This window comes from Burkholderia sp. E168m22 (assembly GCF_001319805.1).
Lineage (GTDB): Bacteria > Pseudomonadota > Gammaproteobacteria > Burkholderiales > Burkholderiaceae > Burkholderia > Burkholderia orbicola.
Window position 1 is genome coordinate 82687 of sequence record NZ_BBSK01000020.1, and the last position, 26184, is coordinate 108870.

A 26184-nucleotide genomic window follows, 5' to 3' on the forward strand; every position below is an offset into this window, starting at 1 on the left:
GCGTATGGGCGGCCTGGGCGTACTTCGCCCGGTTCACGTCAATCATCGGTGCTCTCTTGTGTGCCGCGCACCGGAGCCAGCATCGACGACGCGAGCAACGCGCGTGTATACGGATGGAACGGCGCATGCAGCACGTCGAGCGTATCGCCCTCCTCGACCACCCGCCCCGCCTTCATCACCACGACCCGGTGGGCCATTGCACGCATCACCGCGAGATCGTGCGTGATGAACAGGTAGCTCAGCTTGTACTTCTTTTGCAGATTCGTCAGCAGATTCAGCACCTGCTTCTGGATCGACACGTCGAGCGCGCTCGTCGGCTCGTCCAGCACCAGCAGCTCCGGCTCCACCGCCAGCGCGCGCGCGATCGCGATGCGCTGGCGCTGGCCGCCGGAAAATTCGTGCGGATAGCGAAGCATCGCTTCGGCCGGCAGGCCGACCTCCTGCAGCAGCGCGGCGACCCGCGCGCGCCGCGCGGGGCCGGCTACCTGCGGCCGGTGCACGGCGAGCCCCTCGCCGACGATCTGCTCGACCGTCATGCGCGGCGACAGCGAGCCGAACGGATCCTGGAACACGACCTGCATCCTGCCGTACAGCGCGCGCCTGCCGCCCGTCGTCCGCAGCGCGTCCAGCGGCATGCCGTCGATTTCGATCGAGCCCGCGGCCGGCCGCTGCAGACCGAGCACCGTCGCCGCCAGCGTCGATTTCCCCGAGCCCGATTCGCCGACGATTCCCAGCGTTTCGCCGCGCCTCAGGTTCAACTTCACATCGTGCACGGCGCGGAACGTCGTCTTGCCGAGCACCGCGCGCCAGCCCTTCGCCGCGACGCGGTAATCGACGGCGAGGTCCTGCACGTCGAGAATCGTCTGCGCGCCGGCTGCGACCGGCTCGACGTCCCGCTGCGGGGCACTGTCGAGCAGCCGGCGCGTATAGGCGTGCAGCGGCGCGGCGAACAGCGCGTCGGTCGTGTTCGTCTCCACGAGCACGCCCTGCTCCATCACGGCCACGCGCTGCGCAAAACGCCGCACGAGATTCAGGTCGTGCGTGATCAGCAGCACGGCCATCCCGCGCGCGGCAGCCTCCTGCTCCTGCAGTTCGATCAGCAGATCGACGATCTGCTGGCGCACCGTCACGTCGAGCGCCGTCGTCGGCTCGTCGGCCAGCAACAGCCGCGGCCGGCATGCCAGCGCCATCGCGATCATCGCGCGCTGCCGCTGGCCGCCCGACAACTGGTGCGGAAAACTGTCGATGCGCCGTTCCGGCTCCGGAATCCCGGTGCGCCGCAGCAGCGCGATCCCCCGCTCGCGCGCATCGCCCGGCCGCAGCCCCTCGTGCAGCCGCAGGCTCTCGGCGATCTGCTTGCCGATCGTATACAGCGGATTCAGCGCCGTCATCGGTTCCTGGAACACCATCGCGATGTCGGCGCCGCGAATCCCGCGCATCTGCCGTTCGGTCTTCGCGAGCAGGTCCTCGCCGTCGAACAGCATCCGTCCCGACAGCGTCGCCTGCTGCGCGAGGCGCAGGATCGACAGCGCCGTCACGCTCTTGCCCGACCCCGATTCGCCGACGAGCGCCACGCGCTCGCCGCGGCCGACCGACAGGCTCAGGTCCTGCACGGCCGCCTTCGCGCCGAAGCGCGCCGAAAACCCGTCGATCTGAAGCAACGCATTCGCCATCATCGCTCCCCGCCGAATGCCGAGCCGCGCGAGCGCGTGTCGAGCGCGTTGCGCAGCGCGTCGCCCATGAAGGTCAGCAGCAGCAGCGTGATGACGAGCGCCGCGAACGCGGAGATCGAGATCCACCACGCGTCGAGGTAGTTCTTGCCTTCCTGCAACAGCTCGCCGAGGCTCGGCGTCGGCGGCTGCACGCCGAGGCCAAGGAAGTCGAGGCTCGTCAGCGACAGGATCGCCGCGCTCATCCGGAACGGCAGGAACGTGATCACCGGCGTCAGGCTGTTCGGCAGCACGTGCCGCCACATGATCTGCCAGTTCGACAGCCCCATCGTGCGTGCGGCCTTCACGTAGTCGAGCGCGCGGTTGCGCAGGAACTCCGCGCGCACGTAATCGGACAGCACGAGCCAGCCGAACATCGACAGCAAGATGAACAGCAACCACAGCGAAGGCGTGAAGATCGATGCGAAGATGATCAAGAGGTACAGGTCCGGCAACGCACTCCAGATCTCGATCAGGCGCTGCCCGATCAGGTCGGTGCGGCCGCCGTAGAAGCCCTGCAGCGCGCCGGTCAGCACGCCGACCAGCACCCCCGACACGGTCAGCGCGAACGCCATCAGCACCGACAGCCGGAACCCGTACAGCAGTCGCGCGAGCACGTCCCGCCCGAACTGGTCGGTGCCTAGCCAGTTGCTCGCCGACGGCGGCGCCGGATACGGCCGCGATGCGAAATAGTCGATCGTGTCGTAGCGGTAACGATTCGGCGGATAGATCGCAAAATTGCCGCCTGCTTCGAGCTTCGCGCGAATGTACGGGTCGAGATAGTTGGTCTTCGCCGGAAAGTCGCCGCCGAACTCGGTCTCCGGATAGTCCTTCACGATCGGAAAGTAATAGTGCCCGTCGTAGCGCACGAGCAGCGGCCGATCGTTCGACAGGCCGTCGGCACACAGGCTGAGCACGAACAGCGTCGCGAAGATCGCGAGGCTTGCATAGCCGAGCGGCTGTGCACGAAAGCGCTGCCACGTGCGCCGCCACGGCGACGGCGATGGCGCGCACGCTGGATCAGTGGTCCAGGCGGCTGAACTGGATACGGGGGTCGACGAGGACATAGCAGATATCCGCGATAAGCTTGGTCAGCAGACCGATCAGGGTGAACAGGAACAGCGAGCCGAGCACGACCGGATAGTCGCGGCGGATCACCGAGTCGTACGACAGTTGCCCCATCCCGTCGAGCGAGAACAGCGTCTCGATCAGCAGGTTGCCGTTCAGGAATGCACCGACGAACGCGGCCGGCAACCCGGTGAGCAGCGGGATCGCCGCGTTGCGCAGCACGTGCTTCCACAGCACGTCGCGCTCCGGCGCCCCTTTCGCGCGCGCGGTCAGCACGTATTGCCGACCAATTTCATCGAGGAACGTGTTCTTCGTCAGGATCGTGACGATCGCGAAATTGCCGATCACCGACGCGGTGACCGGCATCACCATGTGCCACAGATAGTCGAGCGTCTTGCCGATCAGCGTCAGGTCGTCGAAGTTGTCCGACGTGAGCCCGCGCATCGGAAATACCTGCCAGAAGGTGCCGCCGCCGAACAGCATCAGCAGCAGCACGCCGAGCACGAAGCCCGGCACCGCGTAGCCGGTCAGCACCAGCACGCTCGTCACGGTGTCGAACCGCGAACCGTTGCGCACCGCCTTCGCGATGCCGAGCGGCACCGACACGAGATACGTGAGGATCACCGTCCAAAGCCCGAGCGTGATCGACACCGGCAGCTTCGAGCGGATTACCGCCCACACGCTGCGGTGCGCGAAGTAGGACTGGCCGAGGTCGAACGTCGCATAGCTTTTCAGCATCAGCACGTAGCGTTCGAGCGGCGGCTTGTCGAAGCCGAACTGCTTGCGGATCTGCTCGATCTGCTGCGGGTCGACACCCTGGCTGCCATGGTAGCCGCCCGCGCCTCCGCCCGCCTCCCCGCCGCGCGTGCTGCCGTGGCGCAACTGCGTGAGCACCTGTTCGACCGGGCCGCCCGGCACGAACTGCGTGACCGCGAACGTGATCGTCACGACGCCGATCAGCGTCGGGATCATCAACAGCAGGCGCCTGAGTATGTATGCCAGCATGGTTGTTCTCCGTCAGGCCGCCGGAGCGGGTTGGACCGCCGGCCGCTTCCCGTACCAGTAGTCGACGATCCAGTCCTCGTACTGATAGGAAGCCGGCACGACCGCCGGATGGCCGAGCGTCGTCTTGTACGCGATCCGCGCGTTCGGCATGTAGTACTGCGGGACCAGTACGTACAGGTTGATCAGCACGCGATCAAGGGCGTGCGTGGCCGTCTCGAGATCGTCGAGCGTATTCGCCGCGAGCGCCGCGCGGATCAGCGCATCGACGGCTTTCGACTTCACGCCCGGATAGTTCTCCGAGCCGGGCTGCGAGGCAGCCGCGCTGCCGAAACGGCGCGTCAGCTCCGCGCCGGGGATCGTCACCGGCGGGTAGATATACGTCGTCATGTCGTACTCGAAATTGTCGAGCCGCTTCTGGTAGAGCGCGCTGTCGATCTCGTGCAGGTACGCATGGATGCCGAGCGTCGCGAGCGCTTGCGTGTACGGCAGGATCAGGCGATCCATGCCGGGCTGGTCGTCGATGATCTCGATCGTCATCGGCGTGCCGTTCGCGTCGCGCAGCGCGCCGTCCCGATAGTGCCAGCCGGCCTGCGCGAGCAAGTCGCGCGCTTGCCTGAGGTTCGCGCGCAGCGAGCCCGGTGGCAGCGTCGACGGCTGCTTGACCATCGGCCCGAACACCTCCGGCGGCAGCGTCGAGCGGTACGGTTCGAGCAGCGCGAGTTCCTTCGCGCTCGGCATGCCGGACGCGGCGAACGGGCTCGCGTCCCAGAAGCTGTTGGTGCGCCGGTACTGTCCGTAGAACATCATCCGGCTCATCCAGTCGAAGTCGAACGCCAGCGCGAGCGCATGCCGCACGCGCACGTCCTGGAACATCGGTTTGCGCAGGTTCATCAGGAAGCCCTGCATCTGCGCGGGGCCGTCCGGGAATTCCCCCTTCTTCAGCATGCCGTTGCTGAAATTCTTGCCGACGTACTTGCGCGCCCACTGCGTCGAGCTGTACTCCATCCGCGCGTCGACATCGCCGGCCTTGAACGCCTCGAGCGCCGTGTACTGGTCGAGGTACAGCTTGAATGACACGCGCGCGAAACGGAACATCCCGCGCCGCGACGGCAGATTCGCGGCCCAGTAGTGCGGGTTGCGCACGTACGCGATCTGCTTGTCGTTCCTGCGCTGCTCGATCAGGTACGCGCCGCTCGCGATCGGCGGCTCGTTCGCGATCTGGTCGAACGCCGGCCGCGTACCGTCCGCGCGCTGCCCCCACTTCGGCGAGAACACCGGCAGGTCGCCTGCGATCAGCGCGGCGTCGCGCTCCGCGTGCTTGAACTCGAAGCGGATCGTGTGGCTGTCGACGACCACCGCGCGCTTGATGATCGAGAATTGCGCGTTGTATAGCGGCGACGCCTGCGGGCTCGTCAGCGTATCGAACGAATACTTGACGTCAGCCGCGGTGATTGCGTCGCCGTTCGAGAAGCGCGCGGCCGGATTGATGTGGAACGTCGCGGACAGTCGATCCGGCGCGACCTCGACGTCGTCGGCGATCAGCGCGTATTCGGACGCGAGTTCGTCCCAGCTGCGCTGCATCAGCGTGTCGAACATCAGGTTCTTGATGTCCGGCGCGGGCGAGCCGCGGGTCAGAAACGGGTTCAGCGAGTCGTAGCTCTGTGCTTCGTCGTAGTTTTCGAAGTTGAGCGTGCCGTCATTCGGCGCGCCGGGATCGGCATAATCGAAATGCGTAAAGCCCGGCGGGTATTTCGGCTGGTCGTATTGCGCGATGGCCGGCACCGCGAGCGCGGCTTGCGGCATGACCGCGGCGCATGCGATCAGCACCACGCATACGAACAGTGCGTGCATCCGCCGCCATTTCAACAGTCTCATGTTCAGTCAACCCGGTAGCGTGCCGGCCCGATGCCCGCGCGATCAATGCCTGTCGATTCATGCGTTGTCGATACCGGTCGAACCGGCCGTACCGTCATCGCGCCTGATTAAAAAAGGCCGCTCCGAATTAGGGGTAGTGGACGTGGAGCGGCCTGTCCAAGCAGTTCGGTCTTGCGCGTGTCGGCGTCAGAACTTGTACGTCGCGCCAACCTGCGCGAAGCGGCCGATATACGAATACACCGACGTGTCGTACCCGCTCTGGCTCAGCGTGCCGTTCGCGAAGATCGGATCGTACGGCGGCGTGCGGTTGAAGATGTTGTCGATGCCGCCGTAGATCGTCCAGTTCTTGAAGCCCGTGTACGTCAGCATCAGGTTGAACTGGCTGTACGAACCGACTTTCGGCGGCTCCGGCAGCAGGTTCTGCGCGTACGGGCCCGTGAACTGCCACGTCAGCGCTGCATCGAACTTGCGATAGTTCCAGTCGAGCGTCGTGTTGCCGCGCCAGCGCGGGAAGCTGCCGCCGAACGGCTGCGTGATCGTGAAGTTGTTGCCCGCGCCGTTGATCGGCGCGCTGCCTGGGAAGCCGATCTTGTAGCTGTTGACGTACGCCCAGTCGCCCGACAGCGTGAGCATGCCCCAGCCCTTGAGCGGCAGACCCTGGCGGAACGTGCCTTCGAAGCCATTCGTGTCGAGGTAGCCGAGGTTCTGGTATGGAATCACCTTGTACAGCAACTGGCCGGTCGTCGGGTCGGTCACGACCTGCGACGGCTTGCCCTGGCCGATCACGTTGTCGATGCGGATCTTGTACCAGTCGAAGCCGATATCCGTGTAGCGGGCCGGCGAAACCTGGAAGCCGATGTTGAAGTTGCGCGTGCGTTCCGGCGCGAGGTTCGGGTTGCCGACCGTGATCGACGTGTAGTTCTGGCCGGTGGCCGGGTCGACCTGGATGCCGAGCGTCTGCGACTTGCTGTCCTCGACGAAGGTCGGTGCACGGAACCCGCGGTTGTACGACGTATACAGCGTGAGCGCCTTGATCGGCTGGTAGCGCAGCGCGAAGCGCGGCGAGAACGCCCCGCCCACGTCCGTGTAGTGGTCGTAGCGACCTGCCTGGCTGAACGTCAGGTTCTCCAGGATCGGCACGTTGACCTGGTAATAGACGGCCGCGACATTGCGCGCGCCGTTCACTGTCTGCAGATCGGGCGAGATCACCGCGCCGCTCAGGTACTCGGAGCCCGGCGTCAGCGTTTCGCTCTGGTGCGTGAACTGCGCGCCGAAGCCGATGCCGACGTCGCCGGTCGGCAGGTGGAACAGGTTCGGTGTCGACAGCGTCGCGTCGATCGTATCGAGCTTCGAGATGCCGAGGTTGTTCGCTTCCTGGTACAGGCCGTTGAACGCGTTCGGCGTCGCGGCCGGGTTCGCGAAATTCAGCGTGCCGTTCTGGTAGATGTTGTTCAGCGCATTCACGTTCAGCTGGTTCGTGAACACGTTCGACACCGTGCTCTGCGAATGGCTGACCGACGTCGCCCAGTCCCAGTCGCCGTACGGCAGCGTGAACGAGCCCTTGATGCCGGCCGCCGCGCGCCAGTAGTTCGCCCAGGTCTTCTGCGCGACCGTGTTCGGGAACGCGTAGGTCAACGGCGTCGCCGCGCCCGTCGTGTTGTACGGGTTGGTCACCGGCACGACCGTGTTGAACGGCGACAGCAACTGCGTCTGCGGATTCCACACCAGCGCCGGGTTCTGCGGGTTGCCGATCACGTTGTTCCACAGGCCATCGTTGGTCGTGGTCGTGTTGTAGCTTTCCAGGAAGTCCGCGAACGCCGTCGTCGTGTCGTTGATCTTGAAGTCGCCATGCAGCTTCGCGTTCAGGCGTTCGGTCATCGGCAGGATCGACGTGCTTTCCGCCGTGTTGAACGCGCAGATCGTGCCCGGCAAGCCGGCCGACAGCGAGTTCGTCGCGGCCTGGTGCACCGCCCCGCCGAACGGGCAGCCGTTCAGCGCCTGCGCACTGCCGTCGGGCATGTTCCAGTAGGACGGCCCGAGCAACGAAAAGCCGCCCGGCTTGCCCGTGAAGTCCTGGTTGCGGGTCGAATCGCGATCGGCAAGCGTGAAACCGTTCGACTTGTAGTAGCTGAGCGCCGCCGTCACGTTGAAGCGGTCGGCGTTCAGGTCGCCGAAGCCGCCGAGCACGCCGAACTTCGTCGTGCCGTCGCCGTTGCCGGCGTTGATCGCGCTGCCGATGCTGCCGTCGAGCTGCAGCCCGCGGAAATTGTGTTTCGTGATGATGTTGACGACGCCGCCGATCGCGTCCGATCCGTATTGCGACACCGCGCCCGTCTTCACGATTTCGATGCGCTCGATGTCGTTGAGCGGTAGCGTGTTGAGGTCGAAGAACGAATCGACGCTGTTCGAGAAGAACGCATACGGCGCCACGCGCTGGCCGTCGACCAGCACGAGCGTGTATTTCTCGGACAGGCCGCGTAGCGCGATGCCGGCCGCGCCGGCCGCGAAGTTGCCCGACTGCCCTTCGCCCCAGCTGTTCGCCGAGTTGGCCGTCGCATTGCGCAGGAAGTCGGTCACCGTCACCGCGCCGCTGGCCTGGATCTCCTTCGGCGTGATGGTCTGTACCTGCTGAAAGCCGGTCTTGTCGGATTGCCGGATCAGCGAGCCGGTCACCTCGAAACGCTTGATCTGTGCGACCTTGCCCTGCCCGTTCGCGGCCGGGGCGGCCGGGGCGGCGGGTGCGGTGTCGCCCGTCACGGCCGCGCCGGATGCTGCCGCGCCCGTTTCAGCAGGCCTGCTTGTGGTACCGCCCGCCTGCGCGACGATCGCGGCCGCAGGCGCGCCGGTCGCGACTGCATCCGCCACGGCAACGGCGCCAGGCGCCGGCTGGCTCTGTGCGAAGGCCGGCACCGCCAGCGTCGCGGTGAGTGCCAGTTCTGCCCAGACTATTCTTTTGATGGCCAACGCTAGCGCTCTCTGCTTCATCTTGTTTCCTCTCGCTCGTCAGTAAGACCCCACCCGCTGCACGTCCGAATCTTGTGAATTCCGTCGCGCGTCCTGGGCACCCGTGTGCCGGAGCCCGCCATTTCCGTCCTGCCAACCACCGCGATCCGAACGGATCGACCGTGCAGCGCGAACACCGCATGGCCTTTTCGTATTATTTGATTTGCAATACCGATTACTTACATTGAATGCACATCTTGCTTACCGCTTCCAATAATTCTGGTCCGACGGGCTAGAACAGCCGCGGCGTACCGACCCAGACGATCACCGCCTCTTCGTCGTCCGTGTTCTGCCACGCATGCGGCGTCGTCGACTCGTAGTGCGCGGTGTCACCCGCACCCAGCATGAACGTGCAATCCTCCAGCGTGAGCACGACCCTGCCACGCATCACGTAGAGAAACTCCTCCCCGGCATGCGTCGTCACTTCCGACGGCGACTGCCCCGCCGGTATCCTGACGAGAATCGCATCGAGCTTGCGACCGTCCACGAGATTCGTCAGCCGGGCAAAGGAACTGGCCGAGTTCGCGAACTGGAAATACTGCAATGCGTCGCCGCGGCACACCGAGCGCGCCTCGGTTGGCGTGTCGATGAAGTACTGCATCGTCACACCGAGCGCCTTCGCGATTCTCACCAGCGACGTGATCGACGGCGTCGCGCGCCCACGCTCGACCTGCGACAGGAACGGCTTCGAGATCCCTGCCGTCGTGGCCGCTTCGTCGAGCGTGAGTTTCAGCCGCTGCCGAAGCGCGCGGATCTTGTTGCCGAGCGAAACCGCGACGAGCACCGATTCATCGGGAGGCAAGACCATGGAAGAACGGAACCTCTCAATCGAAATCGGTTTGATGTCGGCAGGCCTTCCCCGATGCCATGAGGCTGCCGCCACGGCGCGACACTCTGCTCCCCTTCGCCGCCGGGCGCACGTCGCACGTGCCGCGAAGCGGGATTCCGGCTTCGTGGTCGCGCGATTCACGCTCACTTCATTCGGTTTACTAATTAACAAGACTGCCCCTTTTCTTCGCCCAGACAGACTTCCCCGCCTTCAAGTAGCCGCAATACCACGTGTATGCGGCACGGCGCCCATCCCGCATCGCGCGCCTGCTTCCCCCTCCGTCGTTACCGCGACGCCACGACCGTCCAGAGCTTCGCCAGATCCCCCGATCCGTCGGCACCCTTCACCGTCCGCAGCACCTGGACCGCATGCGCCTTCTGGCCGGCCACGTAATACGCCTCGCCGAGCCTCAGCCGCGCCGCATCGGGATGCTCGAGCCCGCCCTTCGCGATCGCCTGCTCCATCATCGACAGCCCCTGCGCCGCGTGGCCCGCGAACACCAGATTCATGCCCGCGTCGATCGGCGCCACCGGATCGGCAGCGTCCACGCCCGACTGTGCGCGCTTGTCGGCCAGCGCCCGCAGCCGTTTCTCGCGGTCCGCCTGCGCATCCTTGCCCAGCACGCCGGACGCGAACCCCTGGTCGATCACCTGCCGGCCTTCGGCCGGCGTGCCCGCCACCAGCGCGAGCTGCGTCATCTCCATATAGGCGTCGGCCGTCGTCAGCGCGCCCGTCGCCCGGCGCAACCGGTAGATGTCGAGGTCGAGCGACGACAGGTAACCGGGGCTGCCGCGAATCGCCGAGACCATTTCCTCCCAGTACGCGGGGCTCGGGTGATAAGCCACCAGCATGGCGAGCGCGCTGCGATAGGCGCCGGCATCCTTGCTCTTTTGCGCGCAGGTCGCCAGCATCTGCAACTGCCCTTCGTCCGGCGCGTGGCCGGCCTTCACCTGTGCGTCCGCGCTGGCCTTCAACTGGCTCACGACCTGGCTGCAATCGTTCGACAGGTAATACGACTGCGTAAGCAGCGTGCGCATTTCCGGGTCCGTGCCGCCCGCCTTCAGGTAGCGCTGCGCGACGCGGATCGCCTGCGGATAGTTCTTCTGCTGGAAGTAGATTCCCGCGAGCGCCGCCGTCGTCCGCTGCTCGTCCTCGCCCGACAGGCGCCCCGAGTTCAGGACGGTTTCGTAGGCCTGCGCGGCCACGCCCGTATCGCCGGCCGCCATCGCCGCCGCGCCGCGCGTCGCTTCCACCATGTAGGTTTCATACGGCGTGCGGTTGGGCACGGCGGCCGCCTGCGCGATCTTGCCGAGCGCGTCGCGATACTTGTGCGCGCGATACAGCTCCTGCGCCGCCGCCAGCGGCTTCGCCACATCGGGCCGCAACGCGTCGGCTGCCCACGCCGGCCGGCCGAGCGCGCAGGCCGCACCGAGCGCCGTCAGCGCCACCATCCGTTTCCATCGTTCCTGGTTCATCGGTTGGCCTGTCCCGTCATTGCATGAACTGCTCGTTGCCGATCAGGCCGATCTTCGTCGCGCCCACGCGCTGCGCGGACGCCAGGACGGCCGCCACGTCCTTGTATGGCGCCAGCTTGTTCGGCCGCAGATGGATCTCCGCCTGCACGGGCTCGTGCGCGACCTGTGTCAGCTTCGCCTCGAGCGCCGCGCGATTCGGCACCGCCGTGCCGTTCCACGTCGTCGTGCCGTCGAAGTCGATGTCGATCTGCACGACTTCCGGCGGTGCGGCGGGCGGCGGCGGGTTCCCCACCGGCAGGTCCATCTTCACCGAATGCATCTGGATCGGGATCGTGATGATCAGCATGATCAGCAGCACCAGCATCACGTCGATCAACGGCGTGGTGTTGATGTCGACCATCACGTCCGGCTCGCTGCTGCTCCCGCCCGAAGGCACGTTCATTCCCATCGTTTGCTCCTGTCGATCTGAGTTAGCGCTTTAGCGCTTACTCAGATCCCATGCTCCACCATCAATCAGAACCGGCGCGTGTGCCGCTCCCATGCAACGCTAACCACCCCGCGCCGGCGGTTCCGTGATGAACGACACCTTCGCGATACCCGCCCGCTCGCACATCGTGATGACCCGGCCGATGAACTCGTAGCGCGTGTTCTGGTCGCCCCGCACGTGCACGCTCGGCTGTGGCTGCTGCTGCGACACGCCTTTCAGCTTCGCGAGCAACGTCGACGCATCCACCAATTGCTCGCCCCAGAAGAAATCGCCATCGCGGTTCACCGCGATCTCGACGCTCTTCGGCGTGGTCTGCAGCGGCTGCACGACCTCCTTCGGCAACTGCAGCTGGATCGTGTGCGTGACGACCGGAATCGTGATCAGGAAGATGATCAGCAACACCAGCATCACGTCGACGAGCGGCGTCGTGTTGATGTTCGCGATCACCTCGTCGCTTTCGTCCTGCCCGACGTTCATGCCCATCGCGCGCCTCCGTCAGCCGGTCAGTTCACGAGCGACGCGGCGGGCGACGGCACGCGAGCGGGACGCTTGCTGCCGGCCAGCAGCACGGTATGCAGCTGGGCGCCGAAGTTGCGGACCCGCTCCATCACCGACTTGTTGCGCCGGACCAGGAAGTTGTAGCCGAGCACGGCCGGCACCGCGACCGCCAGGCCGATCGCCGTCATGATGAGCGCCTCGCCCACCGGGCCCGCGACCTTGTCGATCGACGCCTGGCCCGCGATCCCGATCGCCGTCAGCGCGTGATAAATCCCCCAGACCGTGCCGAACAGCCCGACGAACGGCGCGGTCGAGCCGACCGTCGCGAGGAACGCGAGCCCGTCCTGCATGCGGTTCGACACGTTCGTGATCGAGCGCTCGACGGACACGTCGATCCACGTGTTGCGGTCCACGGCTTCGAGCAGCGCCTCGTCGTGATGCTCGCCCGCCTCGATCGCCGTTTCGGCGATGAAGCGGAACGGCGACGCCTCGTCGAGCAGCTTCGCGCCCTCGGCCAGCGACGGCGCGCTCCAGAGCTGCGCGTCGGCGAGTTTCGCGCGGCGGTTCGCCCGCAACTGTTCGACGAACTTCGTGATCATGATGTACCAGCTGCCCATCGACATGATCACGAGCAGGATCAGCACGAAGCGCGCGACGAAGTCGCCGTTCTTCCAGAGCGCCCCGAGCCCGTACGGATTCTCGACCGCTTCGGTCGTGGCCGGCGCCGGCGGCGGGGCCGGCTCGGCGGCGGCGGGCGCCTGCGTCGGCGCCGCGGCCTGCGTCGACGCGTCGGATGTCGCCGCGGGTCCGCTCGCTTGCGCGTAAGCGAGCTGCGGTGCAACGAGCCCGTCGATTGCGGCGACGGACATCAACAGGCTTGCCGCCAGCGCGGCCAGAGAACGCTTCGTCATACCCCACTCCAATTCTTTCGTTGAACTTACGATTTAGGTTCAAGCCGGTTTTCACCGGTCCGGCTCCCGCCGGACCGCCCACTGCATCAATTCAGGTTGAACGAGAACGGCACCTGCACCCGTACCGCCTGGCCTTGCGCCACGCATTTGAACCGCTTCACGGTGTTGTAGGCCGCACGATCGAGCACGGGGTCGGCCGACTGGGCCACGCGTTCGTTCGTGATGTTCCCTTCCGCATCCACGACGAACTCGATCGTCACGTCACCCGTGATGTTGTTTTCCTGCGCTTCCTTCGGGTACTGCATCGACGCGCGCATGGAGTCCGAATTCGGGCAGACGACACCCACTTCGTGACTGACCGGCTTGGCCGGCGCAGGCGGTGCGACGACCGGCGCCTGCACGGCCGGCGCGGACGGCACCGGTGCCGGCTGGTGCGTGATGGTCGCCTGCTGCGGGGGTGCCTGCACCGGCACTTCGGGCGGCGGCACGAACGGCGGCGGCGGCGGCGCGAACTTCGGCGGCGGAAGCTTGACGACCGGCATCGGCGGGGGCGGTGGCGGCTTCACCGGCTCGATGATGCGGGTTTCGATCGGATGCTGGATCACCTGCACGACCTTGGTCGCGAGGCCATTGAGCAATGCGTAGATCAGCACTGCATGCAACAGGAGGACGACTGCGATGCCGCCGAAACGGCGCACCGGATTCTGCTGCTTCTTGCCGAATTCCCGCGGACGGCCCAGCGTGGCCAGTCCGCTGTTCGAAGCAACCAGATGCTCTTCGACTTTCATGCCCACTATCCTTCCCCCAAGCGAATCGCCCAGTTTCGCGATGATGGCCGGCGCCGGAACCGGGTCGGTTCCGTCTCCGCCTCAACTCGAAATTTCATTTTTAATTCAATTGGCAATCCGAATTGAAAGCATCGATTTCGGATCCCGTTTATTCAATTTCAAGGAATCGTTTCAACCGCAACGGGATAGCCGCCCTATCCGGCGTCTATCCCGCACCAGCGTGGTCAGGCAATTGTCAGCTGCGTCGACACAGGCACATTTCTCGTATGACGATTGGATCTTCGTTACACGCTGATGTCAGCCAGGCCGTTCGTCTTGGGTGCAGAAGATAGCAAGGAAAAAATCCGGGCGTCAAACTTTATTTGATACTTGAATACAAAGTTTGGAGGCCTTACTCGAATAACGAGTTAGTAAACTTCGCCAACCATTTCCCATTAATTTCGTAATTGATTTGTATGGTTATCGCACTAATTCAGTGCTCATCCAAAATAATCACCAATTTAGTGCTATCACACCGAATCGGTGCACTCCGGAATGAGCAATGCCGGATGCGCTTCATTGTCCGATGCATGGATGGAAGCCGATTGACCGCTTTCATGCAGGCGGGGTCCTGTTCAGGCGATATCCGTACGGTCGATCTTCGTTAATTTTAATAGGATTGCAAATCAAAATATGGAAACCTCCTGCAACGATCCAATTCTCACAATGCTCTGCATAACGAACGTATCTTCCGACGACGGATAGAGCTGGGGCCACGGGAATTCGTTGCCCGCCCTTCTGCACGCACGGGCATCCCCACCTCACCGAGCCCGGTGGGAAAATGCCCGCGCATGCTTCATCGACACACGACCCGCATCGCTCAGGACAGCATCATCCCCTGCATCCGATGCGAGAAATGCGCGCGCTCGGCCGTCTCCATCAGCATCAGGAATTCGTCCTGCATCATGTGAATCAGCGCTTGATGATCGCCGGCCTCGAAATAGACTTCCGGCTGCTGCGCGAGGTGTTCCTCGAGAAACGTCTTCATCCCGTACGCCATGCAGACCGGCGGCAGCGCGCCCATGTCGCAATCCTTGAACAGCTCGCGCAACTCGACCTCCCGGGCGAGCACGAGATGGCGCCCCGTCTTCACCCAGAGATCCGACAGCCGCACGGCGTGCGTCGTCGGCAATACGGCGGCGACGTAGCCTTCGGCGTCCTCGAGAAGCACGGTTTTCGCGAGACGATCGCCGGGAATATGCGCGGCGGCGGCCGTCTCCATGCTCGTATGACTATAGGGGTGGTACACGACTTCGTACCGCGATGACTTCTGGCGCAGGCAATCCTGCAGGGTGGCTGAGACCGGCATGGCGCACCTCGTCTGGGCGGAATCGGGCGAATCGGGTGAAAAAGGCGAACAGCGTTCGCTCCGGATTCGTTCAGCATAGGTCGCATTCCGGGCCAATGGAAATGCCCTCGTGCTGCGCCCGCCCACATGGCCCGGCAGCCGGCCAACTCGCTTTCAAGGCCTTCGTCTGCCCTTGCCGGCATGCGGAATCCGGCCCCGGAATACGCTTGGCGGACCCTCATTTCTGCAGGCAGATTTCAGGCAGTGCGAACGAAAATGCGGCCGCACCCGCTAATTTGCAGACGTCGAGAAACTCGACCGTTAGTTGCATTTTAAGAAGAACATCGGGACACCGCCCGGGATGCGTCGTTCAAAAAGCGAACTCGCGAACGCTCGCCATCACGCCGACAAACCCACGCCGCCAACGGCTTTCCCGGTGTCCTATACTGAGCCAGCCGCTCACCCTCCCGCGGCGGAAACCGACTCCCGGAGCAATCATGCATTACCAATTGATCTACGAACTCGTCGACGATTACCTGTCGCGGCGCGAACCGTTCCGCGCCGAGCATCTCGCGCTCGCGCAGGCCGCGACCGAGCGCGGCGAACTGGTGCTCGCCGGCGCGCTGGCGGACCCGGCCGACCAGGCGGTGCTCGTGTTCGAAGGCGATTCGCCGGAAGCGGCTGAATCGTTCGCGCGCGCCGATCCGTACGTGCAGAACGGCCTCGTGAAATCGTGGCGCGTGCGGCCGTGGCGCGTCGTGGTCGGCAAGCACGCACCGCGTCCGGCATGAGGCCTGGCTACAACCACCCCGCCCGCTTGAAACGCCACCACAGCGCGAGGTCGGCTATGGCCATCACCGCGATGCAGCCGTAGAACCCGTATTTCAGGTGCAGCTCGGGCATGTTCGCGAAGTTCATCCCGTAGATGCCGGCGATCATCGTCGGTATCGCGAACAGCGCGGCGAACGAGCCGAGCCGCTTGGTCACCTCGTTCTCCGCGAGCGAAATCATCCCGAGGTTGACCTGGATCGCGGTGACGACCATCTCGCGACGCCCTTCGATCGTCTTCACGATCCGCTGCAGATGGTCGTACACATCGCGGAAGTAAGCCGCCATCCCGCTGCACACCTGCGGCACGCGCCCGCCGGTGAGCTTCGCGAGCGGCTCCATCAGCGGCGCCGTGTGCTGGTACAGCAGCACGAGCCGGCGCTTCAGCGAATAGAGATCCTCGATGATCGCGCGCGACGACGCCGGCGTCGCCTTCGCGAAGATGCGGTCCTCGAGCTCCTCGAGTTCGGCCCCGAGCGTTTCGAGGATCGGGAAATACCGGTCGACGACCTGGTCCATCAACGCGTAGAACACGAACGCCGAACCCTCCCGCAACAAGTGCGGCTCGCGCTCGCAACGCTTGCGCACGTCGCGGAAATCGTGCTCGGTATGGTTGCGGATCGACAGCACGTAATTCGGGCCGACGAATACGTTCAATTCGCCGACCTTGAATTCGTCGTCCTCGTCGAGTTCGACCGTGTGCAGCACCGCGAACAGCGAATCGCCGTATTCCTCGATCTTCGGCCGCTGATGGCCTTTGCGGGCATCCTCGAGCGCCAGCTCGTGCAAACCGAATTCCTCGCCCATCAGGTCGATTTCCTCGGGCGTCGGGTCCTTCAGCGCGACCCACACGAAGCATTCGGGCTTCGACACGTAATCGCTAATGGCGTCGATGTCGATATCGGCCAGCTTGCGGCCGTCCTGGTAAGCAGCACAGTTGATCAGCATGGTATTCGTGACGTTGCGGTTTGCGCATCAGTTTACCGGTTTGCTGCATGAACGGCCCGGCTTGCGCGGCACGCCGATATTGGTCATGATCGGGCTGCGTGCGCCGCAGCATGCGCGTCGAGGCACTTCTACAGGCCCGCCGGACCTGCGTTGCGCGATGCACAACGGCCGTGCGGCCCAACCGTCAAGGAGACAGACCTATGTGGTATTTCTCGTGGATACTCGGCATCGGCGTGGCGCTCGGCTTCGGCATCATCAACGCGATGTGGCTGGAAGCGGAAGTATTCTCGCGCGGCGACCAGCGCGGCGATACGTCGGGCCAGCGGTCGGGGAGCCGGCATTCGTGACGCACCTGGTGTTCTTCTGCGGTCACGCCGGCACCGGCAAGACCACGCTCGCGAAGCGGCTCATCGGGCCGCTGATGCGCGCGACCGGCGAAGCGTTCTGCCTGCTCGACAAGGACACGCTGTACGGCCGCTACAGCGCGGCCGCGATGGGCGCGCTCACGGACGATCCGAACGACCGTGACAGCCCGCTCTACCTGAAACATCTTCGCGATCCCGAATACCAGGGCCTGCTCGACACGGCCCGCGACAATCTCTCGCTCGGCATCGGTGCGCTCGTCGTCGGCCCGCTGTCGCGTGAAGTGCGCGACCGGCGCATCCTCGATCGCACGTGGCTCGGCATCGCGCCGGACGTCACGCTGACGGTCGTGTGGGTCCACACATCGGAAGACGTCGCGCACCAGCGGATCGTCGCGCGCGCCAACCCGAACGACGCGTACAAGCTCGCGCACTGGGACGAATACCGGCAGCGCCGCTTCGTGCCGACCGGCCACGAATGCGACGGCATCGTGATGTTCGACAACACCGCGCCGTCCGACGCGGACCTCGACGCGCTGCTGTCCCGCATCGTGCCGCCGCCGCAACCGGCAACGATCGTCCCGCCGCTGCCGGCCTGATCGCGCCGCCCGGCGCCCTTTCCCTTCCCGCAAAAAACAACGCCGGAAGCGCTGCTGCGCTCCCGGCGTCGTACGGCCCTCGTGCCAGTGACTGGCGAATGGTCTTGCAATGACGGTCAGGCGACCGCGTGCACGCGCTCCATCGTGCCGCCGTCGTACAGCTTGCCGAAGCGGTTCGACAGGAACGCCTTCAGCGACACCTTCTCTTGCGGGATGAAACCGCTCTGCGGCAGCTTCTTCTCGCGGAACAGATCCAGCACCGCGCACATCGCGCCGGCCGTCGTGATCTGGATCGCGCTCATGTGCATCCCGCACACGTCCTTCGCGAAGATCTTGCGGGTGAACACGTCCTGCACCAGCTGGCCGTCCTTCACGCCCGTCACCGTGACGAACACGAGCACGACGTCCTGCTTCGTCGACGGCACCGCGCGGCGCATGATCGACTTCAGCGTGTCGCGATCGGTCGACAGGCGCAGGTCTTCCAGCAGGAACTGGACGAGCTCGCGGTGACCCGGATAGCGCACCGACTTGTAGTCGAGCGTCTCGACCTTGCCCGACAGCGTCTCGCACAGGGTGCCGAGGCCGCCCGACGTGTTGAACGCTTCGTATTCGGTGCCGTCGAGCGAGAAGTGTTCGAGGCCCTCGAGCGGCTGCACCCACTGCTTGCGGCCGTCGCGGATCGCTTCGCACGGCTGGCAGTATTCGTTGATCAGGCCGTCGACGCTCCACGTCAGGTTGTACTTCAGCGCGTTGGTCGGATATTCGGGCAGCGCGCCGACGCGCATCTTCACGTCGCGCACTTCGCTGAAGCCGTTCACGAGCTCGTGCGCGGCGATGCCGATGAAGCCCGGCGCGAGGCCGCACTGCGGCATGAATGCGCGGTCGGAGCCGTCGGCCAGTTCGCGGATCGCGTGGGTCGCGCGCACGTCTTCGGTCAGGTCGAAGTAGTGAACGCCGGCCGCCTTCGCGGCCGCGGCCACGTTGACCGCGAGGTAGTAAGGCAGCGCATTGACGAGCGCATCGAAGCCCTTCACTGCTTCGCGAATCGCATTCGCGTCGGCCGAATCGACCCGTTGCGTCGCGATGCCTTCGCGCGACAGCTTCGCGAGCGCATCCGCATCGCGGTCGAACGCGACGACTTCGTAGTCGCCCGTTTCGCGCAGCATGTGAGCAATGGTGTGGCCGATCAGACCTGCGCCGACGATGGCGATTTTCATGCGCTTATCTCCTGATGATGGGTTTGCTGTTGGTGTACGGCGTCGAGCCATGAACACAGTTTAGGGACGCTCAAAATCAGTTCCAAGACGAAGAATGATGCGAAACGACCGATAAATTCGACGTTATGACGATACCTTTGGTCGAAACGACCATTTCATCTAAAAATCGCGTAAAGGCGCTGTCGCAAACCGGCCGTTGGCGGTGGCGCGTTGCAACGACGAAGACGAGGACGCACGGCATGGCTCCCGACACACGAACTGCACATGCGTCACGGGCTACACGCCGGTCGAAGCGAAACACGGAAAGGAGAGTCGGGACAGAGACGCGCGAAGTGCGCGGAAGGAGGGCGACGGGCACTCATGCCGATCATGAGGTACAGCGAATGCCGATACGAAGGCGGGCGGGCATCTACCCGCCGTTAATCCAGACACCCGTGACGCAACGAAACCGGCGCCGCGCATGCGCCGTCCGTCATGTGCGGTGCTACATGCAACGGCTCAGCCGCCGATCGTCCCGCGGTCGATCTTGCGCGACAGGATGATCGACGTCGTCGTGCGCTCGACGCCTTCGAGCGTGCCGATCTGGTCGAGCAGGTCGTTGAGCCGTTCCGGCGAATCGGCGCGCAGCCACGCGACGTAGTCGTACTCGCCGCTCACCGCGCACAGCAGCTGGACTTCCGGCATCCGGTCGAGCTTGCGCAAGACGTCCTTGCCGAATTTCGGCGTGAGGATGATGCCGACGTACGCGTAGATGCTGGCGTCCAGCACGTCCTGCCCGAGCCGCACGCTGTACCCGGCGATCACGTTCGTACGTTCGAGCCGCGCGATGCGCGCGACGACCGTCGTGCGCGCGACGTCGAGCTGGCGCGCGAGATCCGCGACGCTGGCGCGCGCATCGGCTTGCAGCAGCGCGACGAGTTGCCGGTCGAGATCGTCGAGTTGGTCGAGGCGGGGTGGGCGCATGACGCTGGGCCGGTACGCATGTGCCGGCGGAGTGGAAAGTGACGCGATGATAGCGCCGAACGCCGGCGCGCCCAACCGGCACGGCCCGGATTCGCAGCTTCGATTTCGATTCGTATCGGATGTAAGCAAGTGTCGCATTCACTGCCGCACCGCAGGCAACGTGCTACTAATAGCGGGCGACGCGAGAGGTACGCTGACGGCAATGGCCGCCGCGTCCGCTCGCCAGACACCACCCCGGAGAGCCAACCATGAAGAAAATCTCGCTCACCCTCGCTACGCTCGTCGTTGCAGCCAGCGCATTCGCGCAGACCCCGGCGCAGCCGCAAGCGCCCGCCCAGGCACCGGCCACGGCGGCCGCGGCATCGGCCCCGAGCGCCGAGCAGCGCGCGGCCCGCCACGAGGCGCGCATCGAGCAGCGCATCAAGTACCTGCACGACCAGTTGAAGATCACGTCGGCGCAGGAACCGCAATGGAAGACGTTCGCCGACACGATGCGCGACAACGGCGCAACGATGGGCCGCCTCTATGGCGAACGGATGGCGAAGCACGACGTGTCCGCGCTCGACGACATGAAGCAGTACGCGGAACTGTCGCAGGCGAACGCCGATGGCGCGAAGAAGCTCGCCGACGCGTTCGCGCCGCTGTACGAGAGCTTCCCGGCCGAGCAGAAGGCGCTGGCCGACACGACCTTCCGCAGCTGGCTGCACCACGGCGGCGAGCACCGCGGCAAGGGCAAGACGAAGGGCAAGGAAGGCAAGGCGGCGGCCGCGCCGGCCGCGAGCGCGCCCGCGCAGCCCTGACCCTCCCCGCCGGCCCCGTGCCGGCCCGCCCGGGCCGAACGGCGCCGCGCCGCGATCGGCGACCGGCGCGTCACACGGCGCGCCGAATTCGGGATAAGCTCCCGGCTTTTCCCGCTTTCCCGCCCCTCCCCGCCATGCTCGAACTCAAGCAACTCGATCTGCGTACCGATCCGCAGGCTCGTCGCGTCGTCAAGGACGAAACCGTCGCCGTATCCTTCGCGGACGCCGACGGCGAACTGATGAGCCTCGAAGGCCCGAACCGTTATGTCGCGGGCGACGCGCTGATCACCGGCTCGACCGGCGACCGCTGGGTCGTGTCGCGCGCGCGCTTCGACGCCAAATACCTGCCCGCCGATCCGGCACTCGCGCACGGCACGCCGGGCGCCTACCGCAACCGGCCAGCCGTCGTGCTCGCGCGCCGGATGGACGAGGCGTTTACGATCGCCCGCTCGGAAAACGGCGACACGCTGCGCGGCGCCGCCGGCGACTGGGTGATGCAATACGCGCCCGGCGACTACGGCGTCGTGCAGGCGCAGCGCTTCGCGCAGGTCTACCGCGACGCGTAACGCGTAACGCACCGCGCCGGCCGAGACCGGCGCCACGGCTTACGCAAAGTCTTCGTCGAGTTCGAGTTCTGCGTCGCGCTCGACGGCCTCGCCGGCCGCGTGCCGCTCTTCGAGCGACCCCAGCATCGCTTCCGTATACGCATGCAGCACCGCATGGCTGCGCGCGCGCTGCATCGGCTTGAGCGCCAGGTAGCGCGCGAGCGCGGCCGGCACGATCCGGATGTCGAGCGTCATCCGCTTCGGCGTCGCGCCGAACCGCATCGCCAGCCAGTGCACGGACAGGAAGCGCCCGCGTTCGTCACTGCTTTCGGCGAAGCGTGTCTGCTCCGGAAAGAGATCGCAGATCACGCGCGCGAGCGCATCGAATTCCGCGCTCTGGCATTCGATCAGATAGTCGTCCATTGCGTGTCTCCCGTCAGGCCGCCGCACGCGACGGCCGGCACGCCTTCACCAGCGCGATCACCAGGATCGCGACCAGCACGACATACGCGGCCTCGACCCACGCGGCCGGCAGCACGCGCACCTGGTACAGCAGCGTCGGCGCCGCCGCGAGCGCATGCAGCACGATCGCGAGCGGCAACACGGCCATCCGGCCGGCCCGCACGCCGCGCCACACCAGCACCGACAGCGCCAGTTGCACCGCGAACGCCGCGCAGCGCTCCAGCAGCAACAGCAGGATCGACTGGGCCGACAGCGTCGCGAGCATCATGTGCAGCCGCACCACGGTGTCGACCGGCAGGTCGGACAACTGCGTCTCGAGCTGGCCGCGGCTCGCGAGCCACGCGAGATACGACCACTGGCCCCAGACGAGCACGCCGACGAACCACGCTTCGGCGCCGCCGTGGCCGATGCCGTAGCCGATCCCGCGACCGTCGCCGGCCGATGCGCCATAGCGGCGGTCCAGAAAACGCATCCCGACATAGCGGCCGACTTCCTCGAACACGGCGGTCGCGAGCGCGCTGTACGCAACGAACGCGAGCGGCTGCGTCAGCCAGCCGTCCTCGGGCGTGTGGCTCAGCACGAGCCCGTGGAACGCGCGCTCGAGGATCATCGCGAACAGCGTGAAGACGGTGACGCCGACGATCGTGTCGCGGCGGTTGAGCGCAAGCGGCTTGCGCAGGATGCGGTAGAGGACGAGCGGCAGCAGCGCGATGATCAGCGTGGCGGCGATCAGCGCGGCCAGCGTGACGGGAGCGACAGTCATGTATTTCCTTGGTTCGAAGCAGCGCACCTGACACGCCGCGTGCCCCGAATGATACTCAGCTTGCGGTCGACGCGCGCGCAATCAACTCGCCGGGCAGCATCGCGACGCGCACGTCGCCCGCCGCGCCGTCGATCCGCTCGTGCACGAATTCGACGGCCTTGTAGCCGATTTCGTAGGTCGGCTGACGGATCGTCGTGATGCCGATCAGCTCGGCCCATTCCGGATCGTCGATCGACAGCAGCGCCGCCTTTTGCTGCCACGCGGCGCCGAAGCGCGCGCGCAGGTGGCGCGCGATCGCCAGCGCGACCGGCGCATTCGCGGCGAACAGCGCCGCGCGCACGCCGCGCCGGGCTGCATCGTCGATGCGGGCATCGACGTCGGCGAGCGCCGCCGCGGCCGCGTCGGGTTCGTTCAGGTCGAGCACGACCGTCGACGGCACCGGCAGCCCGCGTGCGGCCAGCGCCGCGCGGAACGCGGCCTCGCGCACGCGCCGCGAGCTGACCTGCTCGAACGGCTGCACGACGAAGTGGATCGCGTCGAAACCGTGCTCGATCAGGTGCGCGAGCGCCGTCTCGATCGCGTCGGTGTTGTCGAGGCCGATCAGGTCGGCCTCGAAGCCCTCGACCGTGCGGTCGACGAGCACCGCCGGAATGCCGGCGCCGCGCAGCGGGCGCAGCACGTCTTCCTCGGCGCCGAGCGCGTTGACGATCAGCCCTTCGACGCGGTAGGTCGTGAGCAACTGCAGGAAGCGGCGCTCCATCTCGACTTCGTTCGCCGCGTGACAGATGAGCGGCATGTAGCCGAGCGCATGGCACGCGGCCTCGACGCCCTGCAGCACTTCGACGGTGTAAGGATTGGTCAGGTCGGCCGCGAGCATGCCGAGCAGCCGGTTGCGGCCGCGCTTGAGCCCGCGCGCCATCTGGTTCGGCCGGTAGTTGAGGCGCGCGATGGCCGCCTCGATCCGCTGGCGCAGATCGACGGACAGCACGTGCGTCTCGCCGTTCAGGTAGCGCGAAACGCTGGTCTTGCCCGTGCCGGCCTCGCGCGCGACGTCGCTGATCGTCGCCGGACGCGTCGTGGAAGGTTGCGTATCGGTCACTGTCGTGCCTCGCGACGTACGATCCGCGCCGCTTCGTGAGCAGACGGACCTTTGTTGTTGGAAACGTAAGCCAACCGGCGGCCTCCCCTGTCCTGGCGCGTCGGCGCCTGCGCTGGCCCGGTGCTGCGCGGTCGAGCCGCGCCCGCCAGCAGCGTGCTACGGCAGTCGGCCGCACCGGACCTGGCGCGGATGCCCGTCGCGCGACGCCGCCGGCCGCGTGGCCGGCCGTCGATACGACGAGCGCGGGCGATCATAACGCAGCCAGCCCTCCGGCACCAAGATCATCGACTCTAACGACGCGGGCGCCGTGCCGGCCGGTTGTCTCAGGCGGCTCAGGCGTGCGCCAGCGCATCCGGATTGACGAGATTCGTGCGCAGCGTGCCGGCCAGCGCGCCGACGAGGTTTTCCGCGGCGCAGCGCGCCATCGCATGGCGCGTCTCGTGCGTCGCCGAGCCGATATGCGGCAGCGCGACGACGTTCTTCATCTGCAGCAGCGGTGAATCCGCCGGCAGCGGCTCCTTCTCGAACACGTCGAGCCCCGCGCCGCGGATCGTCCCCGCGCGCAGCGCGTCGACCAGCGCGGCTTCGTCGACCACGGGCCCGCGCGACGCGTTGATCAGGATCGCGCCGCGTTTCATCTTCGCGAATTCGGGCGCGCCGATCAGGTGGCGCGTGTCGGGCGACAGCGGCACCTGCAGGCACACGAAATCGGACTGCGCGAGCAACTCGTCGAGCGTCACGCGCCGCGCGCCGTACTGCGTCTCGGCCTCGGCATGCGCGGACCGGTTCGCGTACAGCACCTGCATCCGGAAGCCGAGCGCCGCGCGGCGCGCGACCGCGCCGCCGATCCGCCCGAGCCCGACGATGCCAAGCGTCTTGCCCTGCACGTCGGTGCCGTACAGGTCCGGGCCGATGCTGCGATGCCAGTGGCCGGCCTTCACCCATTCGGCCAGTTCGACCACGCGCCGCGCGGAGGCCAGGATCAGCGAAAACACCGTATCGGCCGTCGACTCGGTCAGCACGTCCGGCGTATGCGCGAGCACGATGCCGCGCCGCGTGAAATCGGCGACGTCGAAGTTGTCGTAGCCGACCGAGATCGTCGACCACGCCTTCAGCCGCGGCGCACGATCGAGCATCTGCGGCGTGACCTTCAGGCTCGCGCCGATCGCGCCGTCCGCGTCGCCGAGCGCGGCGGCGAGCGCGTCGGCGCCGTCGGCCTGCACGACGTCCGCATGCTCGCGCAGGTACGCGAGAACGTCATCGGGCAGCGGCTTGTACGCGACGATACGGGGCTTCATCGTTTCATTTTCCTTGCAGCGGCGCCGCGAGCGGATGCGCATCGCGCGCCTGGGGTTTGACGGACAGCGTGAGGATCACCGCGGCGACGAGCGCGGCGCTCATGAATGCATACGACGCGACGGGTGACCCGGTCGCACCGTTCAGATAGCCGACGAAGTACGAGCCGACGAACGAGCCGAGCGCGCCCATGCTGTTGATCAGCGCCATCGCGCCGCCGGCGACGTTCTTCGGCAGCAGTTCCGGCACGATCGCGAAGAACGGCCCGTACGGCGCATACATCGCGGCGCCCGCGACGACCAGCAGCGCGTACGAAATCCAGAAATGCGACGAACCGAGCGCATACGACGCGGCGAACGCGGCCGCGCCGACCAGCAGGAACGGCCACACGAAGCCGCGGCGCGAGCCGACCTTGTCGGATGCCCACGAAGCGGCGAGCATCGCGATCGTCGCCGCGAGGTACGGCAGCGCGGACAGCCAGCCGGTCGCGACCATCCCGAGGTCGGAGCCGTTCTTCACGATCGACGGCAGCCACAGCACGAAGCCGTACACGCCGATGCTCCAGCAGAAATACTGCGCGCACAGCTTGATCACGGCCGGCGAACGGAACGCCTCGCCATAGTTGCGCACGGGCTTGATCGCCGCCTGCTCGGCCGCGAGCGCGGCGTCGAGGTCGCGCTTTTCCTGCGCGCTCAACCACGGCGAATCGGCCGGCTTATCCTGCACGAGGACCCACCAGCACACGGCCCAGATGACGGCCGGCACGCCTTCGGCGATGAACATGTGGCGCCAGCCGAATTCATGCACGAGATAGCCCGACACGATCGACATCCACAGCACGGTGACCGGGTTGCCGAGGATCAGGAACGTGTTCGCGCGCGAGCGCTCGTTCTTCGTGAACCAGTTGCTGATGTAGATCAGCATCGCCGGCATCACGGCCGCCTCGACGATGCCCAGCACGAAGCGGATCGCCATCAGCGACGGGATGTTGCTGACCACGCCGGTCAGCGCCGCGCAGCCGCCCCACAGCACGAGGCTGACGAACACGAGCTTCTTCACGCTGCGGCGTTCCGCGTAGATCGCGCCGGGAATCTGGAAGAAGAAGTAACCGAGGAAGAACAGCGCGCCGATCAGCGACGACAGACCCTTGCTGATGCCGAGATCCTGGTTGATGCCGGCCGCCGCCGCGAACCCGTAGTTCGCGCGATCGAGGTAAGCGAGGCTGTAGGTGATGAAGACGATCGGCATGATCGTCCACCACCGACGGGCTGCGAGATTGGCTGCCATGAGAGTGTCTCCGTATATGGACCGGAGTGGGCGCACTGGC

Annotated in this window: 25 protein-coding genes; 5 read left to right on the plus strand and 20 right to left on the minus strand. The window is 65.9% G+C overall.

Translation table 11 applies throughout. The features are described 5' to 3' along the window. Positions 1–38: 38 nt before the first annotated feature. The 12 genes from AP428_RS06130 to AP428_RS06185 form a co-directional block, all read right to left on the minus strand. Positions 39–1673, minus strand: coding sequence for an ABC transporter ATP-binding protein (locus AP428_RS06130; protein WP_054927850.1), 1635 nt, complete (start codon positions 1671–1673; stop codon positions 39–41). Beyond that, positions 1673–2776: an ABC transporter permease gene (locus AP428_RS06135; protein WP_054927851.1), complete on the minus strand. Its 1104-nt coding sequence runs from the start codon at positions 2774–2776 to the stop codon at positions 1673–1675. The genes AP428_RS06130 and AP428_RS06135 overlap by 1 nt, the downstream gene beginning before the upstream one ends. After that, on the minus strand, positions 2730–3782 hold the full coding sequence (locus AP428_RS06140) for a microcin C ABC transporter permease YejB (RefSeq protein ID WP_027812805.1): 1053 nt from the start codon (positions 3780–3782) through the stop codon (positions 2730–2732). The genes AP428_RS06135 and AP428_RS06140 overlap by 47 nt, the downstream gene beginning before the upstream one ends. A 12-nt stretch (positions 3783–3794) precedes the next feature. Then, positions 3795–5657, minus strand: a complete 1863-nt coding sequence (locus AP428_RS06145; RefSeq protein WP_054927852.1) for an extracellular solute-binding protein — start codon at positions 5655–5657, stop codon at positions 3795–3797. Positions 5658–5843: 186 nt separating this feature from the next. After that, entirely contained in the window at positions 5844–8642 is a 2799-nt protein-coding gene (locus tag AP428_RS06150) for a TonB-dependent receptor (protein WP_054927853.1), read from the minus strand. Between the two features lie 250 nt (positions 8643–8892). After that, complete coding sequence (locus AP428_RS06155; protein ID WP_054927854.1) at positions 8893–9468, minus strand: helix-turn-helix domain-containing protein; 576 nt, start codon at positions 9466–9468, stop codon at positions 8893–8895. Positions 9469–9773: 305 nt separating this feature from the next. Next, positions 9774–10964: a tetratricopeptide repeat protein gene (locus tag AP428_RS06160; protein WP_054927855.1), complete on the minus strand. Its 1191-nt coding sequence runs from the start codon at positions 10962–10964 to the stop codon at positions 9774–9776. Positions 10965–10980: 16 nt separating this feature from the next. Further along, positions 10981–11412: a biopolymer transporter ExbD gene (locus tag AP428_RS06165; RefSeq protein WP_054927856.1), complete on the minus strand. Its 432-nt coding sequence runs from the start codon at positions 11410–11412 to the stop codon at positions 10981–10983. Between the two features lie 99 nt (positions 11413–11511). Beyond that, positions 11512–11934, minus strand: a complete 423-nt coding sequence (locus AP428_RS06170; protein ID WP_011549764.1) for a biopolymer transporter ExbD — start codon at positions 11932–11934, stop codon at positions 11512–11514. Positions 11935–11954: 20 nt separating this feature from the next. Next, positions 11955–12860, minus strand: a complete 906-nt coding sequence (locus AP428_RS06175; protein WP_054927857.1) for a MotA/TolQ/ExbB proton channel family protein — start codon at positions 12858–12860, stop codon at positions 11955–11957. Between the two features lie 86 nt (positions 12861–12946). Continuing rightward, complete coding sequence (locus tag AP428_RS06180) at positions 12947–13648, minus strand: energy transducer TonB (RefSeq protein WP_054927858.1); 702 nt, start codon at positions 13646–13648, stop codon at positions 12947–12949. Positions 13649–14507: 859 nt separating this feature from the next. Next, positions 14508–14996: an aminoacyl-tRNA deacylase gene (locus AP428_RS06185; RefSeq protein WP_006475975.1), complete on the minus strand. Its 489-nt coding sequence runs from the start codon at positions 14994–14996 to the stop codon at positions 14508–14510. A gap of 476 nt (positions 14997–15472) precedes the next feature. On the opposite strand from AP428_RS06185, the gene AP428_RS06190 reads away from it, so the two are divergent. Further along, complete coding sequence (locus AP428_RS06190) at positions 15473–15766, plus strand: YciI-like protein (protein WP_006475974.1); 294 nt, start codon at positions 15473–15475, stop codon at positions 15764–15766. A 7-nt stretch (positions 15767–15773) separates the two neighbouring features. Here AP428_RS06190 and corA read toward each other — a convergent pair whose 3' ends face one another. Then, positions 15774–16751 (minus strand): magnesium/cobalt transporter CorA, encoded by a 978-nt coding sequence (corA, locus tag AP428_RS06195; RefSeq protein ID WP_006475972.1) that lies wholly within the window; start codon positions 16749–16751, stop codon positions 15774–15776. A 200-nt stretch (positions 16752–16951) separates the two neighbouring features. On the opposite strand from corA, the gene cydX reads away from it, so the two are divergent. Beyond that, the gene (gene cydX, locus AP428_RS34335; protein WP_027807096.1) at positions 16952–17098 is read left to right on the plus strand and encodes a cytochrome bd-I oxidase subunit CydX; all 147 of its coding nucleotides are present in this window, start codon (positions 16952–16954) and stop codon (positions 17096–17098) included. After that, positions 17095–17712 carry an ATP-binding protein gene (locus AP428_RS06200; RefSeq protein WP_011694291.1) on the plus strand — a complete coding sequence of 206 codons (618 nt, stop codon included), beginning with the start codon at positions 17095–17097 and terminating at the stop codon, positions 17710–17712. Before cydX ends, AP428_RS06200 begins: the two co-directional genes overlap by 4 nt. A 116-nt stretch (positions 17713–17828) precedes the next feature. Here the strand turns inward: AP428_RS06200 and AP428_RS06205 are convergent, their stop codons facing one another. Both AP428_RS06205 and AP428_RS06210 read right to left on the minus strand, forming a co-directional pair. Next, positions 17829–18929, minus strand: a complete 1101-nt coding sequence (locus AP428_RS06205; protein WP_006481527.1) for a saccharopine dehydrogenase family protein — start codon at positions 18927–18929, stop codon at positions 17829–17831. 498 nt (positions 18930–19427) lie between these two features. Further along, positions 19428–19892, minus strand: coding sequence for an Lrp/AsnC family transcriptional regulator (locus AP428_RS06210; RefSeq protein WP_006481526.1), 465 nt, complete (start codon positions 19890–19892; stop codon positions 19428–19430). Positions 19893–20140: 248 nt separating this feature from the next. Here AP428_RS06210 and AP428_RS06215 point away from each other — a divergent pair, with 248 nt between their 5' ends. Then, on the plus strand, positions 20141–20692 hold the full coding sequence (locus AP428_RS06215) for a Spy/CpxP family protein refolding chaperone (protein ID WP_054927859.1): 552 nt from the start codon (positions 20141–20143) through the stop codon (positions 20690–20692). Between the two features lie 134 nt (positions 20693–20826). Then, entirely contained in the window at positions 20827–21258 is a 432-nt protein-coding gene (locus AP428_RS06220) for a PGDYG domain-containing protein (protein ID WP_006475969.1), read from the plus strand. 39 nt (positions 21259–21297) lie between these two features. On the opposite strand, the gene AP428_RS06225 is transcribed toward AP428_RS06220, so the two are convergent. The 5 genes from AP428_RS06225 to AP428_RS06245 form a co-directional block, all read right to left on the minus strand. After that, positions 21298–21660 (minus strand): DUF3022 domain-containing protein, encoded by a 363-nt coding sequence (locus AP428_RS06225; protein WP_006475968.1) that lies wholly within the window; start codon positions 21658–21660, stop codon positions 21298–21300. Between the two features lie 13 nt (positions 21661–21673). Further along, positions 21674–22462, minus strand: coding sequence for a YhfC family intramembrane metalloprotease (locus AP428_RS06230; protein WP_054927860.1), 789 nt, complete (start codon positions 22460–22462; stop codon positions 21674–21676). A 55-nt stretch (positions 22463–22517) separates the two neighbouring features. Beyond that, positions 22518–23561 (minus strand): LacI family DNA-binding transcriptional regulator, encoded by a 1044-nt coding sequence (locus AP428_RS06235; RefSeq protein ID WP_027810531.1) that lies wholly within the window; start codon positions 23559–23561, stop codon positions 22518–22520. 332 nt (positions 23562–23893) lie between these two features. Then, positions 23894–24859 (minus strand): D-glycerate dehydrogenase, encoded by a 966-nt coding sequence (locus AP428_RS06240; protein WP_011549756.1) that lies wholly within the window; start codon positions 24857–24859, stop codon positions 23894–23896. A gap of 4 nt (positions 24860–24863) precedes the next feature. After that, positions 24864–26144 (minus strand): MFS transporter, encoded by a 1281-nt coding sequence (locus AP428_RS06245; protein WP_011549755.1) that lies wholly within the window; start codon positions 26142–26144, stop codon positions 24864–24866. Positions 26145–26184: the final 40 nt, after the last annotated feature.

Bases quoted from the DNA above. Each gene is read 5' to 3' on its own strand.
- AP428_RS06130 (WP_054927850.1), bottom strand. From the start codon at position 1,673: ATGGCGAATGCGTTGCTTCAGATCGACGGGTTTTCGGCGCGCTTCGGC.
- AP428_RS06135 (WP_054927851.1), bottom strand. From the start codon at position 2,776: ATGTCCTCGTCGACCCCCGTATCCAGTTCAGCCGCCTGGACCACTGAT.
- AP428_RS06140 (WP_027812805.1), bottom strand. From the start codon at position 3,782: ATGCTGGCATACATACTCAGGCGCCTGCTGTTGATGATCCCGACGCTG.
- AP428_RS06145 (WP_054927852.1), bottom strand. From the start codon at position 5,657: ATGAGACTGTTGAAATGGCGGCGGATGCACGCACTGTTCGTATGCGTG.
- AP428_RS06150 (WP_054927853.1), bottom strand. From the start codon at position 8,642: ATGAAGCAGAGAGCGCTAGCGTTGGCCATCAAAAGAATAGTCTGGGCA.
- AP428_RS06155 (WP_054927854.1), bottom strand. From the start codon at position 9,468: ATGGTCTTGCCTCCCGATGAATCGGTGCTCGTCGCGGTTTCGCTCGGC.
- AP428_RS06160 (WP_054927855.1), bottom strand. From the start codon at position 10,964: ATGAACCAGGAACGATGGAAACGGATGGTGGCGCTGACGGCGCTCGGT.
- AP428_RS06165 (WP_054927856.1), bottom strand. From the start codon at position 11,412: ATGGGAATGAACGTGCCTTCGGGCGGGAGCAGCAGCGAGCCGGACGTG.
- AP428_RS06170 (WP_011549764.1), bottom strand. From the start codon at position 11,934: ATGGGCATGAACGTCGGGCAGGACGAAAGCGACGAGGTGATCGCGAAC.
- AP428_RS06175 (WP_054927857.1), bottom strand. From the start codon at position 12,860: ATGACGAAGCGTTCTCTGGCCGCGCTGGCGGCAAGCCTGTTGATGTCC.
- AP428_RS06180 (WP_054927858.1), bottom strand. From the start codon at position 13,648: ATGAAAGTCGAAGAGCATCTGGTTGCTTCGAACAGCGGACTGGCCACG.
- AP428_RS06185 (WP_006475975.1), bottom strand. From the start codon at position 14,996: ATGCCGGTCTCAGCCACCCTGCAGGATTGCCTGCGCCAGAAGTCATCG.
- AP428_RS06190 (WP_006475974.1), top strand. From the start codon at position 15,473: ATGCATTACCAATTGATCTACGAACTCGTCGACGATTACCTGTCGCGG.
- corA (WP_006475972.1), bottom strand. From the start codon at position 16,751: ATGCTGATCAACTGTGCTGCTTACCAGGACGGCCGCAAGCTGGCCGAT.
- cydX (WP_027807096.1), top strand. From the start codon at position 16,952: ATGTGGTATTTCTCGTGGATACTCGGCATCGGCGTGGCGCTCGGCTTC.
- AP428_RS06205 (WP_006481527.1), bottom strand. From the start codon at position 18,929: ATGAAAATCGCCATCGTCGGCGCAGGTCTGATCGGCCACACCATTGCT.
- AP428_RS06210 (WP_006481526.1), bottom strand. From the start codon at position 19,892: ATGCGCCCACCCCGCCTCGACCAACTCGACGATCTCGACCGGCAACTC.
- AP428_RS06215 (WP_054927859.1), top strand. From the start codon at position 20,141: ATGAAGAAAATCTCGCTCACCCTCGCTACGCTCGTCGTTGCAGCCAGC.
- AP428_RS06220 (WP_006475969.1), top strand. From the start codon at position 20,827: ATGCTCGAACTCAAGCAACTCGATCTGCGTACCGATCCGCAGGCTCGT.
- AP428_RS06225 (WP_006475968.1), bottom strand. From the start codon at position 21,660: ATGGACGACTATCTGATCGAATGCCAGAGCGCGGAATTCGATGCGCTC.
- AP428_RS06230 (WP_054927860.1), bottom strand. From the start codon at position 22,462: ATGACTGTCGCTCCCGTCACGCTGGCCGCGCTGATCGCCGCCACGCTG.
- AP428_RS06240 (WP_011549756.1), bottom strand. From the start codon at position 24,859: ATGAAGCCCCGTATCGTCGCGTACAAGCCGCTGCCCGATGACGTTCTC.
- AP428_RS06245 (WP_011549755.1), bottom strand. From the start codon at position 26,144: ATGGCAGCCAATCTCGCAGCCCGTCGGTGGTGGACGATCATGCCGATC.